The following is a 16,999-nucleotide window of genomic DNA, read 5'->3' on the forward strand; positions in this document are numbered from 1 at the left end:
AGCGAATTCCTTACGTCAGGCTGCGCGGCAGGGAATGCGCCCATTGCGTGATCGTACCCGCGCCAAGGAAGACGACCATATCGCCCGCTTGCGCCACCTCACGCACGAAATCGGGAATGCCCTTGGGCGCATCGACAACCCGCACATCGCGGTGGCCATGCGCCTTGATCCCCTCGACCAGCGAAACATGATCGGCACCTGCAATAGGGTCCTCACCCGCCGCATAGACACTAGAGATAGCAACAACATCCGCATCGTTAAAGCAGGTGCAGAAATCGTCGAACAGGCTTTCAACACGGCTGTAGCGGTGCGGCTGGTGGATCGCGATGACGCGCCCCTTGGTCGATTTGCGCGCTGCCTTTAGCACGGCAGAAATCTCAACCGGATGGTGGCCGTAATCGTCGATGATGGTGATGCCGCCCACCTCCGCCACATGGGTAAAGCGCCGGTTCACGCCGCCAAAACCGCTCAACCCCTTACGGATCGCCTCATCAGGAATGCGCAGGTCCAGCGCCACGGCAATCGCGGCCAGCGCGTTTTGCACATTGTGATCGCCGGGCATCGGCAGGCGCAGCCCCTCGATCCGACGCTCACCATGGCGGTGGCGCGCAATCACGTCGAAACAGGCAACCGGCCCATCGTAAGTAAGGTTCACCGCGCAAATATCGGCCTGTAGGCTGAAACCATAGGTGATGACCCGCTTGTCCTGCACACGGCCCTTTAGCGCCTGACATTCAGGATGGTCGATGCAAATCACCGCCGCGCCATAGAACGGAATGTTGGAAACAAAACTGTCAAAGGCCGCACGGATCGCATCAAAGCTGCCGTAATGGTCCATATGCTCGGGATCGATATTGGTGATGATACCGATGGTCGCGGGCAGTTTCAGGAACGTGCCGTCGCTCTCATCCGCCTCAACCACCATCCAGTCGCTGGCGCCCATACGCGCGTTGGACCCGTAGGCGTGGATGATCCCGCCATTGATAACGGTCGGATCAACACCGCCCGCATCCAGAATCGCAGAAACCAGCGAGGTCGTGGTCGTCTTGCCATGCGTACCGGCCACCGCCACGTTGGATTTCAGGCGCATCAGCTCGGCCAGCATTTCCGCACGGCGCACAATAGGCAGGCCTCGCTTGCGCGCACCGTCCAGTTCGGGATTGCCCTTTTTAATGGCGGTGGAGATGACGACCACCTCCGCATTGGCGAGGTTATCCTCGGACTGCCCGATAAAGGTCGTGGCCCCCTTGGCCCGCAACCGCTCCAGAATCGGGCCGTCCTTCAGGTCGGATCCCTGCACCTTGTACCCGTGGTTCAGCATCACCTCGGCAATGCCCGACATGCCAATACCGCCAAGTCCGACGAAGTGGATCGAGCCGATATCCTGCGGCAATCGTGTGGGGCGTTCGCTCATTTCTGGGCTCCTTGGGAAAGTCGTTCAACCAGATCGGCCAGCCGCAATACCGCGTCAGGGCGCGAAACATCCCGCGCCGCCGCAGCCATTGCCGACCCATGTGCCGGATCTGATAAGATAGTGGCGATTTCGGCTGACAGACCCGCACTGTCAAGCGCGTCCTCGCGGATCATCACCGCGGCCCCCGCCTCAACCAATCCACGCGCATTTGCCGCCTGATGATCATCCGTGGCCAAGGCATAGGGGATCAGGATTGACGGGCGTCCCACCACAGCAATATCCGCGACCGAGGACGCGCCAGAACGGCTAACCACCAGATGGCTGGCGACCAGACGTGCAGGCACATCGTCGAAAAACGGGCGCACATCCGCCGTGATCCCCGCATCGGCATAGGCCTGCGTGACAGTAGCCTCATCCTCGCCCCGCGCCTGATGCGAAACCATCAGGCGGGCGCGCAATTCATCGGGCAATGTGGCCAGAGCGGATGGCACAACACGCGACAGAATCGCGGCCCCCTGTGATCCACCAATCACCAGCACATTTAGCGGCCCGCGATCATCCAGATCGTATAGCTCACCCGCCACCTCCACCACGCTGGCACGCACCGGATTTCCGGTATGCTCGGACGTGGCACCATCAGGCAAAACCGTCGGCTGAACTGAGCAGGCAACCATATCGACACGCGGGGCAAATAACCGGTTCACCCGCCCCGGAACGCCGTTCTGCTCGTGGATCAGGGTCGGAACCCCCAGCAGCTTGGCCGCGCTCATCGCCGGAATGGCCGGATACCCGCCAAAACCCGCAACTACCGCTGGTCTGTCGCGGCGCATCGCGCGCACCGTATCCCAAACGCCCAGCGCGATCAGGAATGGGGCCGTCAGCTTACCCACAATACCGCCCCGCGCAGGCGTCGCGGAACGCACCACATCGCGGTCCACCGCCGCCGGAAACGCACCCGCATAGCGCGCGCCGCGCTCATCCGTAGACAGCGATACGCGCCATCCCCGCGACAACATTTCCTCGGCAAGGGCCTGTGCAGGAAACATATGCCCCCCAGTGCCCCCTGCGGCTATTACCAGCTTGCGTGACTGCATGACCGGCCCTCCCCATCGCATTCTTCAAATATCCCCGCCGGAGGCGGCACAACCTTGGAGCTAGACGTTCCGATCACGCGACAGCCCGACCAGATCACCCAGATCCTCCTGTGGACGCCTGCGCGTTAACGCCAGTAACATGCCCAGCGTGATGCCGGCCGCCACGACCGACGATCCACCGTAACTGACAAATGGCAGGGTCATCCCCTTGGCCGGCAGCAATCTGACCGCCACGCCCATATTGATAATCGCCTGCATGCCGAACAAAGCCGCCAATCCGGTCCCGGCCAAGCGGATAAACGGATCACGCTCGCGGCTTAACCGGAACAGGGCGCGCAGGGTCACGAACAGGAACAGCCCGATGATGATCCAGACCAGCAGCAGGCCATATTCCTCGGCCGCGACGGCAATGATGAAATCGGTATGGGCATCGGGCAGACGCTCCTTTACCTGCCCCTCACCAATGCCAACGCCCAGAATGCCGCCCTCACGGATTGCAGCGGTGGCGTATCCGATCTGCGTCGTCGGATCGATTGTCGGGTTCAAGTAGCCGTCAATGCGGCGAGCGAAGTGCTCGGAATTCTCATAGGCATAGGTTCCCGCAGCAACCACCGCCCCTGCCAAGCCGATCATCAGCAGCATCGGCGCACCGGCCACGAAATACATCAGGCCCCATGCCGCCACGATCAGGCTGGCTTGCCCGAAATCCGGCTGCAAGGCGAGGCAGCCCACCACGATAACGGCCACCGCACAGGACAGCGTTTTCCCCGGAGGTCCCCCCCGCACCATCGCGCCGGACATCAGCCATGCCGAAAACACCACGAATACAGGTTTCAGAAATTCCGAGGGCTGAACACTCGCAAATCCCAGCGAATACCAGCGCACAGCACCCTTGCCGAAATCGGTACCCAGCACCGGCAGCAGCAGGATCGCGATGAATGCGCCGGCAAAGCCCAGCGTGGACCAACGGCGCAGCGAACGGGGGCTCATCATGGATGTGATCACCATGGCCATCATGCCCAGAACGCCAAAAAACGCCTGCCTGATGACATAATGAAACGGAGCGAGGTCGTTCCGCTCGGCCAAGGGCGGCGACGCGGCAAAGCCCAGCAGCAGCCCGATCAGAAACAGGATCGCCACAGCGGACAGGGTCCACCTGTCCACGGTCCGCCACCACTGGGGCAGAATCGGTTCTTCCTCGGGCGCTTCTTGCGCTCCGAATACCATATCGGTCATCGGCTGGCCTCACACTGCCGTATACGCTGCTCATCACGTCCGGCCTTATATTGGCTTTCGGTACGTTCATCGGCACCCTACCCTGAAAATGCCTGCCGGACCAGATGCCTGTAGTGCAGAACGACCCATCGTAAGGACACCCATGCCACGACAGAACCGTGTGACGCCGACCGGACAGATCATCGCCGATCCCGCGCGGGGTGCATGGATGGGCAATCGGGGCGGCAAAATCCACGCAGACGGGCAATTATTGCCACGCCGCCGCTGGGCCTCACGCCGATGGATCACCTGCGCACTACACTTCAAGGACCGCCAAAGGCAGGTCATGGGCGCAGGCTATACCGAGCTGTTCTTTCTGGATGAGGTTACAGCCCTCGCCGCAGGCCACCGCCCCTGTTTTGAATGCCGCCGCACCGATGCCATCGTCTTTGCCACCGCATTTTCCGGAACAGGCATCGCGCGTGCTGACGATATGGACGCGATTCTGCACCGCGAACGGTGCGGACCGCTCGACACGCTACAGGCCCACAGCCTACCCGACGGGTGTTTTTTCTCAAAGGATAACGCGGCGTGGCTGGTGATAGACGGTCGTGCGCATGAATGGACGCCGTCAGGCTATCGCCAAAACAAAGCCCTGCCCGATCATCCGGTCACGGCCCTAACCCCCGCCAGCATCCGCGACGCGCTACAGGCCGGATATGCCCCACAGGTTGATCGCAACGGAATCGGGCCACGCACCTGAATGCGCGGCCCGTTAGATATTACAGCCCCATCGAGGAATAGCTGGCCGCGACGCGCTGAATGCTGACCAGATAGGCGGCCGTGCGCAGGTCGTTCACATCTCCACGCTCATGCCAGACGGCCTGCATCGACTGATATGCCTCACGCATCGTGTCATCCAGACCGGACCGCACCAGCTCCAGCTCACCCGCGCCGTGCAGGTACTGCTTCTTGAAGTTCTCGGACAGGACGAGGTTGTTACCGCCCTGCGTTTGAACCTTCTCCAGCTCCTCGACCAGCAACTGGTGACGGGCTTCCTCCTGACGACGTTCCATCCGGCCAAAGCGGATATGGCTGAGGTTTTTGACCCACTCGAAATAGGAAACCGTCACACCGCCGGCGTTGGCATACATGTCGGGGATGATCACCGCGCCACGCTTGCGCAAAATCTCATCCGCGCCAGCCGTGATCGGCCCGTTTGCAGCCTCGATAATCAGCGGGGCCTTTACGCTTTCCGCGTTGGTCAGGTTGATAACCCCCTCCAGCGCCGCGGGGATCAGGATGTCGCACTCGACCTCCAGCCCCTTTGCGCCATCAGCGTTGTAATCGGCACCGGGGAAATCCTTGACGCCTCCGGTGCTGACGATGTGCTGGCGAACAGCCTCAACATCCAGACCCGTTTCAGACGAGATCGCGCCGTCACGCTCAATGATGCACGTGACGCGGCAGCCATCTTCCTCCGCAAGGAACTTTGCTGCGTGATAGCCCACATTGCCCAGACCTTGCACAACGACGCGCTTGCCCTCCAGCTTGCCCGACAGACCAGCCTTGGCGACATCCTCCTTGTAGCGGAAAAATTCGCGCAGCGCGTATTGCACGCCCCGACCGGTCGCCTCGACCCGACCGGCAATACCGCCGGCGTTCAGCGGCTTACCCGTGACACAGGCCCGTGCGTTGATGTCGGTGGTGTTCATGCGGCGATACTGATCGGCAATCCACGCCATTTCGCGTGCGCCCGTGCCCATATCAGGGGCCGGTACGTTTTGCGAAGGGTGGATCAGGTCGCGCTTGATCAACTCATAGGCAAAGCGGCGCGTGATTCGCTCCAGCTCCTCCTCGTTATAGTCACGCGGATCGATCGCCAGACCGCCCTTGGACCCACCAAACGGGGTTTGCACCAGCGCGCATTTATAGGTCATCAGCGCGGCCAGCGCCTCAACCTCGTCCTGATTCACATTACCGGCATAGCGGATACCACCCTTAACGGGCTCCATATGCTCGGAATGCACGGCGCGATATCCGGTGAAGGTCTGGATCCCCCCCCGCAGACGCACACCGAACCGGACGGTATAGGTTGCATTACAGACCCGGATTTTCTCCACCATGCCCGGCGGCAGCTCCATCAGCGCAACGGCGCGATTGAACATGATATCTACGGATTGACGAAAGCTAGGCTCTAGCGCGGTGTTGTTCATCGGTTTGTTCCTCCAAACCTTTTGACTTCCCCTAAGTCTGGTCACCCTAACGACCTTTGCCGTCAAAACCAGCAACGGGATTTGATATTAGGTATCACACTCACGCGACCTATCGGGTTGGGCGCGCGCGGCACCGAATGCACAAACATTCCGCGCAGACCAACAAACATCGCGCTAGAATGCAAAGTGCGGTTGACGACCCCAGCGACTCGTGGCAATTACCGCGTCAATTCCGGCGGGGTTAACTGCCCTGACGGACGGATGGGCGTATAGCTCAGCGGGAGAGCACTTCGTTGACATCGAAGGGGTCACAGGTTCAATCCCTGTTACGCCCACCATCCATTCCGCCCTTGCCGATACGCGGTAGGTGGCAACTGCAACCAAGGCGTCGGGTCCGCTCGCGCCGCTGAAATTGGAGAGAGCCATGAAGGTCAAGAACTCGCTTCGCTCCCTGAAGCAGCGCCACCGCGATTGCCGCGTCGTGCGCCGCAAGGGTCGGGTCTATGTTATCAACAAGACCCAGCCGCGTTTCAAGGCACGCCAGGGCTGATTCAACCTCTGGTTGGCAGTATGTTATAGGGCCGCTCCTTTTGGGAGCGGCCCTTAACGTATGTACAATCATCCAGCCCCATCCGCCCCGCATCGCAGCGGGGACAGATGATTCTAATTTCAGGTCAGTTATTCCCAGCCAGTGTCACCAATTGGCGCACGGTGGCCTGATCCACATATCCCGTCGCAGTCAGCCCGTAGTCACGCTGAAACGCTGTCAGGCCCTGACGGGTCTGCGCGTCAAAGCTGCCCGAGATATTGCCCACCTGATAGCCAAGGCCCTGTAGGCGAATCTGCACCAGCGCCCGATTGATCGGGTTCAGGTTCAACGCCTGCTCTGCTGCCTGCCCCGGAATTTCCGCAACTGGCGGCTGCGGGCGCTGCTCTGCGCGCAATTGCTCCATACGGGTGCGGGCCTGCGCGACGAACTCACTTTGCGGGAAGGTGTCGATAAAGTCCTGATAACCCGCAATCGTGTTCAATTCCTGCGCACCCTGCCATGCGGCAGCGGCCTGCGGTTGGGTGTCAGGACCTGCAACCTGTCGCAGTTCACGCCGCGCACGCTCAGCAAAGACACCGGAAGGATAGGCCTCCAGATAGCGGCGCAAACCACGCTCACGCCCATTGGCGCCTGTAGCCTCCCAAAAGGCACGATCCTCGCGCTCCGCCTCGGCCTGTACACGCTCACGCTCCGCCTCATTTGCGGTGCGCTGGTTATCCGCCTGCGCTGCCAAAAGGCCAACCTGACCCGCCGTCAGAAAACCGGAGGCGCTGAATTCCTGCGCGCTCTGCCATCCCGCGATTGCACTGCGCGATCCACGACCGAACAGGCCGTCCACGCCGCGCGTATCATATCCCAGCGCCACCAGATTCGTCTGGATCTGCCTGCGGTCATCCCGCGACAGGTTCAATGCCTGCTCACGCTGCTCTGCCGGATTCACCTCCGGCTGCGGAGCTGGCGTTGCGACGGGCAGCGGCGCGGGGGCGACCTGCTCCTCAACCAAGACCGCATCACGCGGGGTTACGCCGAACCGGCGCACACCATCGGGCAGATCACTGCCCACCTCACGCAGGGCCATGCCCGGCTGTAACGCCTCATTCCGTACAAGGGTTGAGATCGCAGCAATCGGCCCGACCACCGCCATCGTATCACGCGGTGCATATAGACGGCCAACGCCTGTCTCATATCCCTCACCGGTAAAACCGCCGCTCTCATCCGTACCGACAAACAGCACACCCAGCTCCTGCGCGTCGTCCACCATCGAAAGGAACAGATCCAGGGTCGGGGCCGTCAGGCCAATCCGCACAACCGAGTCGCCATTTGTATCAACCGGCATGAACCAGTTTTCGTTCGAGGTGGTAACAGTGTGGCCGCTCAGATGAACCACGACCCGTTCCGCGCCCTCAACCTCATCAATAAAATCACCCAGCAGTGTAAATAGCTGCGTGCGCGTCAGGTTTTCGCCCTGCGTCACGTCAAAGCCTGCCTCAGCATAGGCATCCACCAACCGGTCATGGTCGCGCCCGCTCAAATCCCCGGCATTCGCGTAATCCGAATTTCCTATGACGAGCGCAACATTCTGCGCCAGTGAGGGCGAGGCAACAGCCAACAGCGTCGCGCTGGCCAGCAGCGTTTTCAGAGTTAACTTCATGCGTATATCCTCCACGATATCGTCTATCTTATGAATAGAACGCATCGCAGGACATAGCGGTTTCAAATCAGTTTGTTAGTCCGCCGCGTTCGAATCGGTGGAATGGCGCGCCCAATCGGCGCGAACCTGTTCGCCGCAATGCAGGGCCAGCGCCTTGCGCCCCGCGAAATCCTGCGCCCTGACCGGCGGGGCAAAGCTGATGTGAACCGCGCCCCCATAGGAATGCGTCAGCAGTGCCCAGATATTCTCGCCCAGACTCATATCCCCCCACCAGCCATAGAACGCGCGGGGCAAATGCGGTGCCGGAACATAGGTCGCGGCAACCGGTTGAATCAGCGTGTCCGGCATATTGGTAAAGGCTGAAAACAGCGCCGATTTGAACGGCAACACCCGCATGCCATCGGTGCTGGTCCCCTCAGGAAAGAACAGCAATTGCTGGCCGCGCTCCAAGCGCTCAACCATTTCAATCCGCTGGCGTTCTGCGGCGCTGGACCGACGCTCCACAAACATGGTGTCCATCATTTGCGCGCCCCACCCGATCAGCGGCCATTTGGCGACCTCGGATTTGGCAACGAATGCCACCTGCCCGATTGAGCTGAACACGATAATATCTGCCCATGTGGAATGATTGGCGACCAGCGCTGTGCCATCCGGCGGTAATTCCCCATGCACAATCCGCCGCAAACCGATCAGGCGCAGCATGATCCGCGACCACAGGCGCAGAGCCGCATATCGAGGCTTTGCACCACCCAATGCAGGCTCAACCAATTTCAAAATCAGATAGATCGCGACGGTCAGAACCGTCCAGAACAGCACCAGAACTCCGCGAATGATCGCGGCGATTGCACGTAACGGGCCGACCTTCAGCTTGGCCGGTGGCGGCGCATCATCCCACGCAATCACGCAGAGCCTCGCAACGCACCGCGAGAGTACATGTCCTTGTAACGGGTCGTCATGCGCGTCGTGTCCATCAGCAGGCACACATCGATCGTGTTGAAATCATGATCGATAAACGCACCGTCCCCCACGACGCCGCCCAAGCGCAGATAGGCCTTGATCAGGGGCGGCATCAAGCGCATCGCCTGACGGGCATCAATCTGATCCGCTGGCAGGCGGTCCATGGACACATAATGCCCCTCAACCGTGCGCACCCGCAAATCATCGGGAGCCAGATGGTTGTGATGCAGATGCGATAACGGCTGGGCCAAGGCCTGCAAATCAGTACCCGGAAAGCTGGCGACGCCGAACAGGATTTCGATCCCGCGGCTGATCACATATTCGCCCAGCCCCGACCACAACAGGTGCATGCCCGCACCGCCGCGATAATCGGGATGCACGCAGGACCGGCCTAGCTCCACTGCCTCACGATCCATATCGATCAGGCGCGACAGGTCATATTCGCTTTGCCCGTAAAATCCCTGTTCACGCGCCGCAACGCTGCCCCGCATCAGGCGATACACGCCGACAACATTCGCGCCATCGGACGCATCGCGTTGCCGGTCGATCAACAGCAAATGGTCGAAATAGGGATCGAAGCGATCACGCTCCAGCCGCAATTCATGTTCCTCAGCCGAGGCAGACGCACCCATCTCCTCAACAAAGACAGTGTATCGCAGACGTTGAGCAGCACGAATTTCGCCTTCATCGCGGGCAAGCCGCACTTCGAATCGCTGGGCTTCGACCTTCATTTCATAATCCGTGACGGGGCCGGCAGATGCTCCGGCAGGCGCGGCGCAACGTAGTCGGACATGGCGATGACTTCAACGTGATACCCCAAGCGGGGGGCCCATTAACCTTTTATGCACGTTTTGTTAAGCATACTGGTCCAATGCACAGCAAATCACGTCGCCTCATAGGTTTTGCGTAGGATAATTCGTGTCCCATCGATCAACACCTTACCACGATGTTGAAAATTCACGGTAATTCGGTTGCCAATCACAGACTGCACCTGCCCGACGCCCCAGTCTGGCTCATCTGGATGACGGACAAGGTCACCGGGCTCAAGGAATTCATTCATGACTAATACGCCCCTGCATCACGATCAAACTGCCGCACCGGTTGTGGATGACGACCTGATTGGTTTGGTAACATCGCGCATTTGCCATGACCTTGTCAGCCCCATAGGCGCTATCGATAACGGGATTGAGCTGATGACCGTAATTTCGGGAAACACCTATTCGACCGAGATGGGCCTGATTGGCGAAAGCGCACGGGCCGCAGGCATGAAATTGCGCATGTTCCGCATCGCCTTTGGCATTGCCCCTGCCGCAGCGACCTGTCGCGGAACCGAATTACGTGAGGTGTTAGAGCATAGCTTTAGCCGCCCGCGCCTCAGCTTCGCATGGCCCGATGCGGCACAGGACCTGCCCCGCCCCACGGCAAAGCTGGCCGCGCTGGCACTGCTCTGCGCCGAAAGTGCGATGCCATTTGGCGGGCAGTTGCGGTTTCAGGCAACACAGGGCGGATTGCGCATCACCATGGCGACGGAGCGCCTGCGCTGGCAGCAGGAATTGTGGGACGGCCTGACAGAAACCGGCAATTTCGGCGATGTTGACGCCGGTAAGGTCCAGTTCCCAATGGCGCGCCTGCTGGCCACGCAATTGGGGCGGACCTTCACCCTCAGCGATCAGGCCGAGGGTAAAGTCCTGCTCGTTTAGGGCGTTACGCCTGCGCGGCGTCCATCCAGCCCCACATCCGAACCGGCGTCAGCGGCATGTCCACATGACGCACGCCAGACGCCCAGACAGCATCCAGCGCCGCATTGGTCACAGCGGCCAAGGCACCAACCGTGCCTGCCTCGCCGCAGCCCTTCATCCCGATCTCGTTCGCGGTGGAGGGCACCAGCTCCGTATGGAAATCCATCCACGGAATATCGTAGGCACGGGGCATCGCGTAATCCATGAAGCTGCCGGACAACAATTGCCCGTCCTCATCATAGACCACCTGCTCCGTGATCGCCTGCCCGATGCCCTGCGCGACGCCGCCATGGACCTGCCCCTCGGCCAGCATGGGGTTCATCAGCACGCCGAAATCATCGACGACGGTGTATTTGACGACCTCGGTTTTGCCGGTGTCGCGATCCACCTCAACCTCGCAGAAATGCGCGCCGTTGGGGTATGACCGCGCGCCGACGGTGTTTTCCAGTTCCGTCGCCAACAGGTCCACCTTGCCCGCCTTGCGCGCAACCTCGCTCAGCTCCATCAAACCAACGGAACGATCCGTGCCGATAATGTGAAAGGCGCCGCCCTCGAATTCCAGGTCAGCCGCCGAAACCTCCAGCTCCTCCTCGGCCAAGGGGCGGAACCGCCGGATCATCTCATCCGCAGCCGCGTTGATCGAGTTGCCCTGCATCGTGACCGAACGCGACCCACCGGTGCCGCCCCCCTTGGCAATACGGTCGCTATCGCCCTGAACGAAGGTGATCTTGTCGAACGGAATGCCAGCGCGCTCATGCAGAATCTGGGCAAAGACGGTTTCATGCCCCTGCCCGTTCGACTGCGTGCCGACATACAGGTTCACATCGCCAGCATCGGTGAACTCGATCTTGGTCGTTTCATCCTGCGAGCCCAAGATCGACTCGATGTAATAGGCTAGGCCAAGCCCGCGATACTTACCCTGCGCCTCACTTTCAGCACGGCGGGCATCGAATCCGGCCAGATCTGCCTCAACCACGGCGCGATCCAGTACGCGGTTGAAATCACCCACATCATAGGTTTCGCCACTGGCGGAAACATAGGGGAAGCTTTCACGCGGAATGAAGTTGATCCGGCGCAGTTCCACCGGGTCAACGCCCAGCTCACGCGCGGATTGGTCCATCAACCGCTCAATCGCATAAATCGCCTCGGGGCGACCGGCACCGCGATAGGCATCGACCGGCGTGGTGTTGGTATAGACCCCCTCCACATGGAAAAAGGTCGTCTGCACATCATAGCAACCGGGCATGACCTTTAGCGCCAGCTCGGACTGGATGAACTGACCATAGGGCGAGTTATAGGCCCCCAGATTGCTGACCGTATGGAATCGCAACGCCTGCAATTTGTGATCGGCATCAAACGCAGCCTCAGCCGTGGTGACCAGATCACGCCCCGACGCATCGGTCATATGCCCCTCACCCCGATCCGCCACCCAGCGCAGCGCCAGACCGGTTTCACGTGCGGCAAAGCCAAGCACGAAATATTCGGGGTAATCGAAGCTTTTCATACCAAAGCCACCCCCCACATCGGGGTTGGTGACGCGGATATCCGCCTTGTCCATGCCCAGTTTCCGCGCGAGGTTGTCGCGCAGCCCCCACACGCCCTGCCCGTTCACGGCAACATGCAGGCGACCATCGACCATCTCGGCCAAGGCGCCGCGCGGCTCCATGGGGTTGGCGATGACACGGTTGTCGATCAGGTCCAGAGATACGGTGCGCGCAGCAACGGCAAAGGCAGCCTGCGTCGCGGCCTCATCCCCGTGGGACCAATCATAGGCGCGGTTATTCGGAGCCTCGGGGTGGATCGCTTCACCGCCGACAGCCGTTTCGACATGCACGGGCAGATCTTTGTAATCAACCTCGACCAGTTCCGCCGCATCCATGCCCTGCTGGCGTGTTTTGGCGATGACGACGGCAATCGCCTCACCCGCATGGCACACGCGCGTTGCGGCCAGCATCGGGCGCACAGGGGCCGCCCCCTTGGTCCCGTCACGATTGTCCACGACGGAAAAGGTCATGGCGTTCTTTAGCTTTCCGTCCAGATCGGCGGCGGTATAGACGGCGATCACGCCCTCTGCCGCCTTGGCCTCCGCCACGTCCAGCGATGCGATTTCCGCGTGGGCAACGGGTGCGCGCACAAACACGGCAAAGGCCGCGCCGGGTGTGGCGATATCATCAACATACCGTCCCTGACCGGTCAGAAAGCGGCTGTCCTCCTTGCGTCGTACGGATTGGCTGATGCCGAATTTTGTCATGGATTTCGTCATGGGCTTGCCCCTTCCAGAGGTTTCAATCGAGAGACTAGCATTCCGCCCCGCACTGTCCATGCCGGCATTGACGCGATGCGCCGGAATCCCGTTTGGTGGAACTCCCGGATTTTGAAAGGCCCGCAATGCCACACGGTTGGACAAGCTATCAGATGACCGCAACCGCTAATGGCAACAGCCTGACGCGCACCGTCTATACACGCGGCACCGGCCCTGCGGTGGTGATGATACAGGAGCTACCCGGCCTGACGCAGCAGGCGCTGGATCTGGGCGAACGGCTGGACGCGGCGGGGTTTACGGTACATGCGCCGCACCTGTTTGGACCGCTGGGCAAATCATCAGTCGTGGGCAATACGCTGCGCGTGCTGTGCCTGCACCGCGAATTTCAGGTCTTTGCCAAGGGGCAGACAAGCCCCGTTGTCGAATGGCTTGGCTCACTGTGCCGCCATGTCGCGCAGGATAGCGGCGCACCGGTGGGGGTGATTGGAATGTGCCTGACGGGCAATTTCGCGCTGTCCCTGATAGCCGAGGACGGCGTGGTCGCCGCCGTGGCCAGCCAGCCATCACTGCCGATCATCGGGCAGGAACATTTGCACATGTCCCCCGCGGATATCACCCGCAGCCGCGCCGCGCTGGACGCAAAGGGACCGATGCTGGCCTTTCGCTTTGATGGCGACCCGCTGTGCAAATCCGCAAAATTTGATGCAATCACCCGCGCCTTTAATGACGATGCACAGCGGGTGCAGCTGGTGACCCTACCGGGCAAGGGCCACGCTGTTTTGACAGCACATTTTCGCGACAGGACCGGCCACCCGACCCGCGCGGCGATGGATCAGGTGCTGGGCTACTTCAACGAACGCTTACGCCCGGCGCCCTGAACGGACGCGGTGTCGGGCTTGACGTTGCGGGCTGCGCTGGCATCGTGCGCGCAACGACAACATAAGGAAACGTCCATGACCCGTGAAATCGTGATCCTCGGCGGTGCGCGCACCGCGATCGGTACCTTCGGCGGCGCACTGGCTGCCACCCCGCCGATCGAGCTGGCCACCACCGTGACCAAGGCAGCACTGGAACGCTCCGGTATTGAGGGCGACCGCATCGGCCATGTCGTCTTTGGCCACGTCATCAACACCGAACCGCGCGACATGTACCTTAGCCGCGTTGCCGCGATGCAGGCGGGCATTCCTGAAACGACCCCCGCGATGAACGTGAACCGGCTATGCGGTTCCGGCGCGCAGGCCATCGTTTCGGCCACGCAGTCGCTGATGCTGGGCGACGCGGATTTTGCCATTGCTGGCGGTGCGGAAAATATGAGCCGCTCGCCCTATATCCTGCCTGATGCCCGCTGGGGTCAGAAAATGGGCGATGTGCGCTCGCTCGATATGATGCTGGGCGCGCTGAACTGCCCGTTCGGCACTGGTCATATGGGCGTTACGGCGGAAAACGTCGCGGATGAGCATAACGTAACGCGCGAACAGATGGACGCCTTTGCCCTGCAATCACAGGAACGCGCCGCCCACGCCATCGCCAATGGCTATTTCACCGATCAGATCGTTCCGGTGGATGTGAAGGTTAAGCGCAACACAGTTGCCTTCGACACGGATGAACACCCCAAGGCAAGCACCGCCGAAACCCTCGCCGGATTGCGCGCCGTGTTCCGCAAGGATGGCCGCGTTACGGCGGGCAATGCGTCAGGTATCAATGACGGTGCGGCTGCCATGGTCCTCGCCTCGGCTGATGCGGCAAAGGCGGCTGGCCTGACCCCACGTGCACGCATCGTCGGTTATGCCCATGCAGGTGTCCGGCCCGAGGTGATGGGCATCGGCCCCGTTCCCGCGGTTGAGGCCTTGCTGGCTAAAACCGGCCTCAAGGGCAGCGATTTCAATGTGATCGAATCCAACGAGGCCTTCGCCGCACAGGCAATCGCCGTGAACCGTGGCCTCGGCCTAGACCCCGCAAAGGTCAACGCAAATGGCGGCGCAATCGCACTGGGCCACCCCGTTGGTGCGACAGGCGCAATCGTCACGATCAAGGCATTGTATGAGCTGGAGCGCACCGGCGGCCGCTACGGCCTGATCACCATGTGCATCGGCGGCGGACAGGGCATCGCAATCGCGATCGAGCGTTTGTAACCCTTCGTTACGATCAAATCGAACGGCGTACTGGTTGCGCCGTTCGTGACCACTGGCCATAATTTCCTAGGTGTCGGCAGCAGATCGACAGGTTTTGAGGAGACGACTATGCACAATCTGATGCAAGATTGGCCGCTGCGGGTAAATTCCATTCTGGACCACGCCGCGCGCTATCACGGCGACCGCCCGATCATCAGCCGCTCGGTCGAGGGGCCGATCACCACCACGAACTGGGCTAAAACCCGTGGGCAGGCTCTGCGTTGCACACAGGCACTGCGCCGTCTGGGCGTGCAGCCGGGCGCGGTGGTTGGCGTTATGGCGTGGAACACCGCCCGCCTGCTGGAAATCTGGTACGGCGTACCGGGGGCCGGTGCCGTATTGCACACCCTGAACCCACGCCTCTCCGTCGATCAGATGAGCTATGTCATCGATCATGCCGGCGATACGGTCCTGATGGTGGATGCCGACCTGCTGCCCCTGATCGCCGCGATCCGGCACCGCATCCCCAAGGTTGAGGCGATCATCGTCATGACCGACCGCGCCCATATGCCGGAAACCGATCTGGATGTGCTGTGCTACGAGGATCTGCTGGCGGTCGAGGATGGCAACACCACATGGCATGTCGGGGATGAGCGGGACGCCTGCGGCATCTGCTATACCTCCGGCACCACCGGCAATCCAAAGGGCGTGGTCTATACCCACCGCTCGAACGTGATCCACGCGCTCAGCATGCAAAGCGTGGACATGTTCGGCTTTGGCGCGGCGGATACTGTGATGCCGGTTGTGCCACTCTTCCACGCGAATGGCTGGTCCATCGGCTATTCCGCCCCCATGGCAGGCGCCGCGATGGTGATGCCCGGCCGCGATATGAGCCCCCCCGCGATTTACGAGATGTTGCAAAGCGGCGTGACCACCACCGCCGCCGTGCCCACCGTCTGGCTGGGCCTGCTGAACTATCTGCGCGACAATCCCGACCTGAAATTCTCGACGCTAAAGAACGTCTTTATCGGCGGCTCGTCCTGCCCCCGTTCGGTGATCGAAACCTTCCAGAACACTTACGGCGTGCAGGTGATGCATGCATGGGGCATGACGGAGCTTAGCCCCGTCGGCACCGTGTGTACGTTCAAGCCTGAGGTCGCCGCCCTAGACCCCGCCGCGCGCCTTGATGTGCAGGAAACAGTCGGCCACCCGCCCTACACGGTGGAACTGAAAATCACCGCTGATGACGGCACCCAGCAGCCCGAGGATGGCGTCGCACAGGGTAAGCTGTGGACACGCGGCCCCGCCGTGGTTGGCGAATACCTGCATGCAGGCACATCCGCGACCGATCCGGATGGCTGGTTCGATACCGGCGATGTCGCCACCATCGATCCCAACGGCTATGTCCGCATTACCGACCGGTCCAAGGACGTGATCAAATCGGGCGGCGAATGGATCAGCTCGATCGATCTGGAAAACGCCGCCGTGGCCCATCCCGACGTGGCCGAGGCCGCAGCAATCGGCATTGCCCACCCCAAATGGGACGAGCGCCCGATTCTGGTCGTGGTGCGTCACGCAGGCACTGATCCGAGCAAGCAATCGATTCTGGACCTCGTCGCGCAACGCTTTGCCAAATGGCAGGTGCCCGATGACGTGCTATTTGTTGATGAACTACCCCATACGGCGACGGGTAAGATCTCAAAACTAACACTTCGCACACAATTGAACGAGCAGAACTACACTTTACCTGCCTGATCTATTCGCCTTGGACAGAAAGTGCGCTAACTGC

The 16,999-nt window shown here is 61.0% G+C and carries 15 protein-coding genes and 1 tRNA gene; 7 read left to right on the forward strand and 9 right to left on the reverse strand.

The genetic code is table 11. From position 1 onward, the window contains the following. Window positions 1-10 precede the first annotated feature (10 nt). Genes murC through CR254_RS09300 form a run of 3 tightly spaced genes read right to left on the reverse strand, consistent with a single transcriptional unit; the run spans window position 11 to window position 3,744 of the window. A complete protein-coding gene (gene murC / locus CR254_RS09290) occupies window positions 11-1,414 on the reverse strand; it encodes a UDP-N-acetylmuramate--L-alanine ligase (RefSeq protein WP_097929591.1) in 1,404 nt (467 codons plus the stop codon). Then, window positions 1,411-2,508, reverse strand: a complete 1,098-nt coding sequence (gene murG / locus CR254_RS09295; RefSeq protein WP_097929592.1) for an undecaprenyldiphospho-muramoylpentapeptide beta-N-acetylglucosaminyltransferase — start codon at window positions 2,506-2,508, stop codon at window positions 1,411-1,413. The genes murC and murG overlap by 4 nt, the downstream gene beginning before the upstream one ends. Window positions 2,509-2,568: 60 nt before the next feature. After that, window positions 2,569-3,744: a peptidoglycan glycosyltransferase FtsW gene (locus CR254_RS09300; RefSeq protein ID WP_097929593.1), complete on the reverse strand. Its 1,176-nt coding sequence runs from the start codon at window positions 3,742-3,744 to the stop codon at window positions 2,569-2,571. Window positions 3,745-3,886: 142 nt separating this feature from the next. Here CR254_RS09300 and CR254_RS09305 point away from each other — a divergent pair, with 142 nt between their 5' ends. Beyond that, window positions 3,887-4,486, forward strand: a complete 600-nt coding sequence (locus tag CR254_RS09305) for a hypothetical protein (RefSeq protein WP_097929594.1) — start codon at window positions 3,887-3,889, stop codon at window positions 4,484-4,486. Window positions 4,487-4,505: 19 nt separating this feature from the next. Here the strand turns inward: CR254_RS09305 and CR254_RS09310 are convergent, their stop codons facing one another. Continuing rightward, window positions 4,506-5,939 carry a Glu/Leu/Phe/Val family dehydrogenase gene (locus CR254_RS09310; RefSeq protein ID WP_097929595.1) on the reverse strand — a complete coding sequence of 478 codons (1,434 nt, stop codon included), beginning with the start codon at window positions 5,937-5,939 and terminating at the stop codon, window positions 4,506-4,508. 263 nt (window positions 5,940-6,202) lie between these two features. Between CR254_RS09310 and CR254_RS09315 the strand changes: the two genes are divergently transcribed. Both CR254_RS09315 and ykgO read left to right on the forward strand, forming a co-directional pair. Continuing rightward, window positions 6,203-6,277: transfer RNA gene (locus tag CR254_RS09315), tRNA-Val, on the forward strand. An 86-nt stretch (window positions 6,278-6,363) separates the two neighbouring features. Further along, window positions 6,364-6,489: a type B 50S ribosomal protein L36 gene (gene ykgO, locus CR254_RS09320; RefSeq protein ID WP_024810264.1), complete on the forward strand. Its 126-nt coding sequence runs from the start codon at window positions 6,364-6,366 to the stop codon at window positions 6,487-6,489. A gap of 124 nt (window positions 6,490-6,613) precedes the next feature. Here ykgO and CR254_RS09325 read toward each other — a convergent pair whose 3' ends face one another. From CR254_RS09325 to CR254_RS09340, 4 genes are all read right to left on the reverse strand, one after another. Beyond that, window positions 6,614-8,140, reverse strand: coding sequence for a peptidoglycan-binding domain-containing protein (locus CR254_RS09325; RefSeq protein WP_180955954.1), 1,527 nt, complete (start codon window positions 8,138-8,140; stop codon window positions 6,614-6,616). Between the two features lie 75 nt (window positions 8,141-8,215). Then, window positions 8,216-9,043 carry a lysophospholipid acyltransferase family protein gene (locus CR254_RS09330; protein ID WP_097929597.1) on the reverse strand — a complete coding sequence of 276 codons (828 nt, stop codon included), beginning with the start codon at window positions 9,041-9,043 and terminating at the stop codon, window positions 8,216-8,218. Further along, the gene (olsB, locus tag CR254_RS09335; protein WP_097929598.1) at window positions 9,040-9,828 is read right to left on the reverse strand and encodes an L-ornithine N(alpha)-acyltransferase; all 789 of its coding nucleotides are present in this window, start codon (window positions 9,826-9,828) and stop codon (window positions 9,040-9,042) included. The genes CR254_RS09330 and olsB overlap by 4 nt, the downstream gene beginning before the upstream one ends. Window positions 9,829-9,980: 152 nt before the next feature. Then, window positions 9,981-10,157, reverse strand: a complete 177-nt coding sequence (locus tag CR254_RS09340) for a DUF3553 domain-containing protein (RefSeq protein WP_097929599.1) — start codon at window positions 10,155-10,157, stop codon at window positions 9,981-9,983. On the opposite strand from CR254_RS09340, the gene CR254_RS09345 reads away from it, so the two are divergent. After that, window positions 10,156-10,797: a histidine phosphotransferase family protein gene (locus tag CR254_RS09345; RefSeq protein WP_097929600.1), complete on the forward strand. Its 642-nt coding sequence runs from the start codon at window positions 10,156-10,158 to the stop codon at window positions 10,795-10,797. The genes CR254_RS09340 and CR254_RS09345 overlap by 2 nt on opposite strands. 4 nt (window positions 10,798-10,801) lie before the next feature. On the opposite strand, the gene CR254_RS09350 is transcribed toward CR254_RS09345, so the two are convergent. Beyond that, window positions 10,802-13,099, reverse strand: coding sequence for a xanthine dehydrogenase family protein molybdopterin-binding subunit (locus CR254_RS09350; protein ID WP_097929601.1), 2,298 nt, complete (start codon window positions 13,097-13,099; stop codon window positions 10,802-10,804). Window positions 13,100-13,251: 152 nt separating this feature from the next. Between CR254_RS09350 and CR254_RS09355 the strand changes: the two genes are divergently transcribed. The 3 genes from CR254_RS09355 (at window position 13,252) to CR254_RS09365 (ending at window position 16,965) form a co-directional block, all read left to right on the forward strand. Further along, window positions 13,252-13,977, forward strand: a complete 726-nt coding sequence (locus CR254_RS09355) for a dienelactone hydrolase family protein (RefSeq protein ID WP_180955955.1) — start codon at window positions 13,252-13,254, stop codon at window positions 13,975-13,977. Between the two features lie 75 nt (window positions 13,978-14,052). Next, window positions 14,053-15,231 carry an acetyl-CoA C-acyltransferase family protein gene (locus CR254_RS09360; RefSeq protein ID WP_097929603.1) on the forward strand — a complete coding sequence of 393 codons (1,179 nt, stop codon included), beginning with the start codon at window positions 14,053-14,055 and terminating at the stop codon, window positions 15,229-15,231. 108 nt (window positions 15,232-15,339) lie between these two features. Then, window positions 15,340-16,965, forward strand: a complete 1,626-nt coding sequence (locus CR254_RS09365; RefSeq protein WP_097929604.1) for a long-chain-fatty-acid--CoA ligase — start codon at window positions 15,340-15,342, stop codon at window positions 16,963-16,965. Window positions 16,966-16,999 lie beyond the last annotated feature (34 nt).

The organism is Pontivivens marinum, assembly GCF_900231835.1.
GTDB classification, from domain to species: domain Bacteria; phylum Pseudomonadota; class Alphaproteobacteria; order Rhodobacterales; family Rhodobacteraceae; genus Pontivivens; species Pontivivens marinum.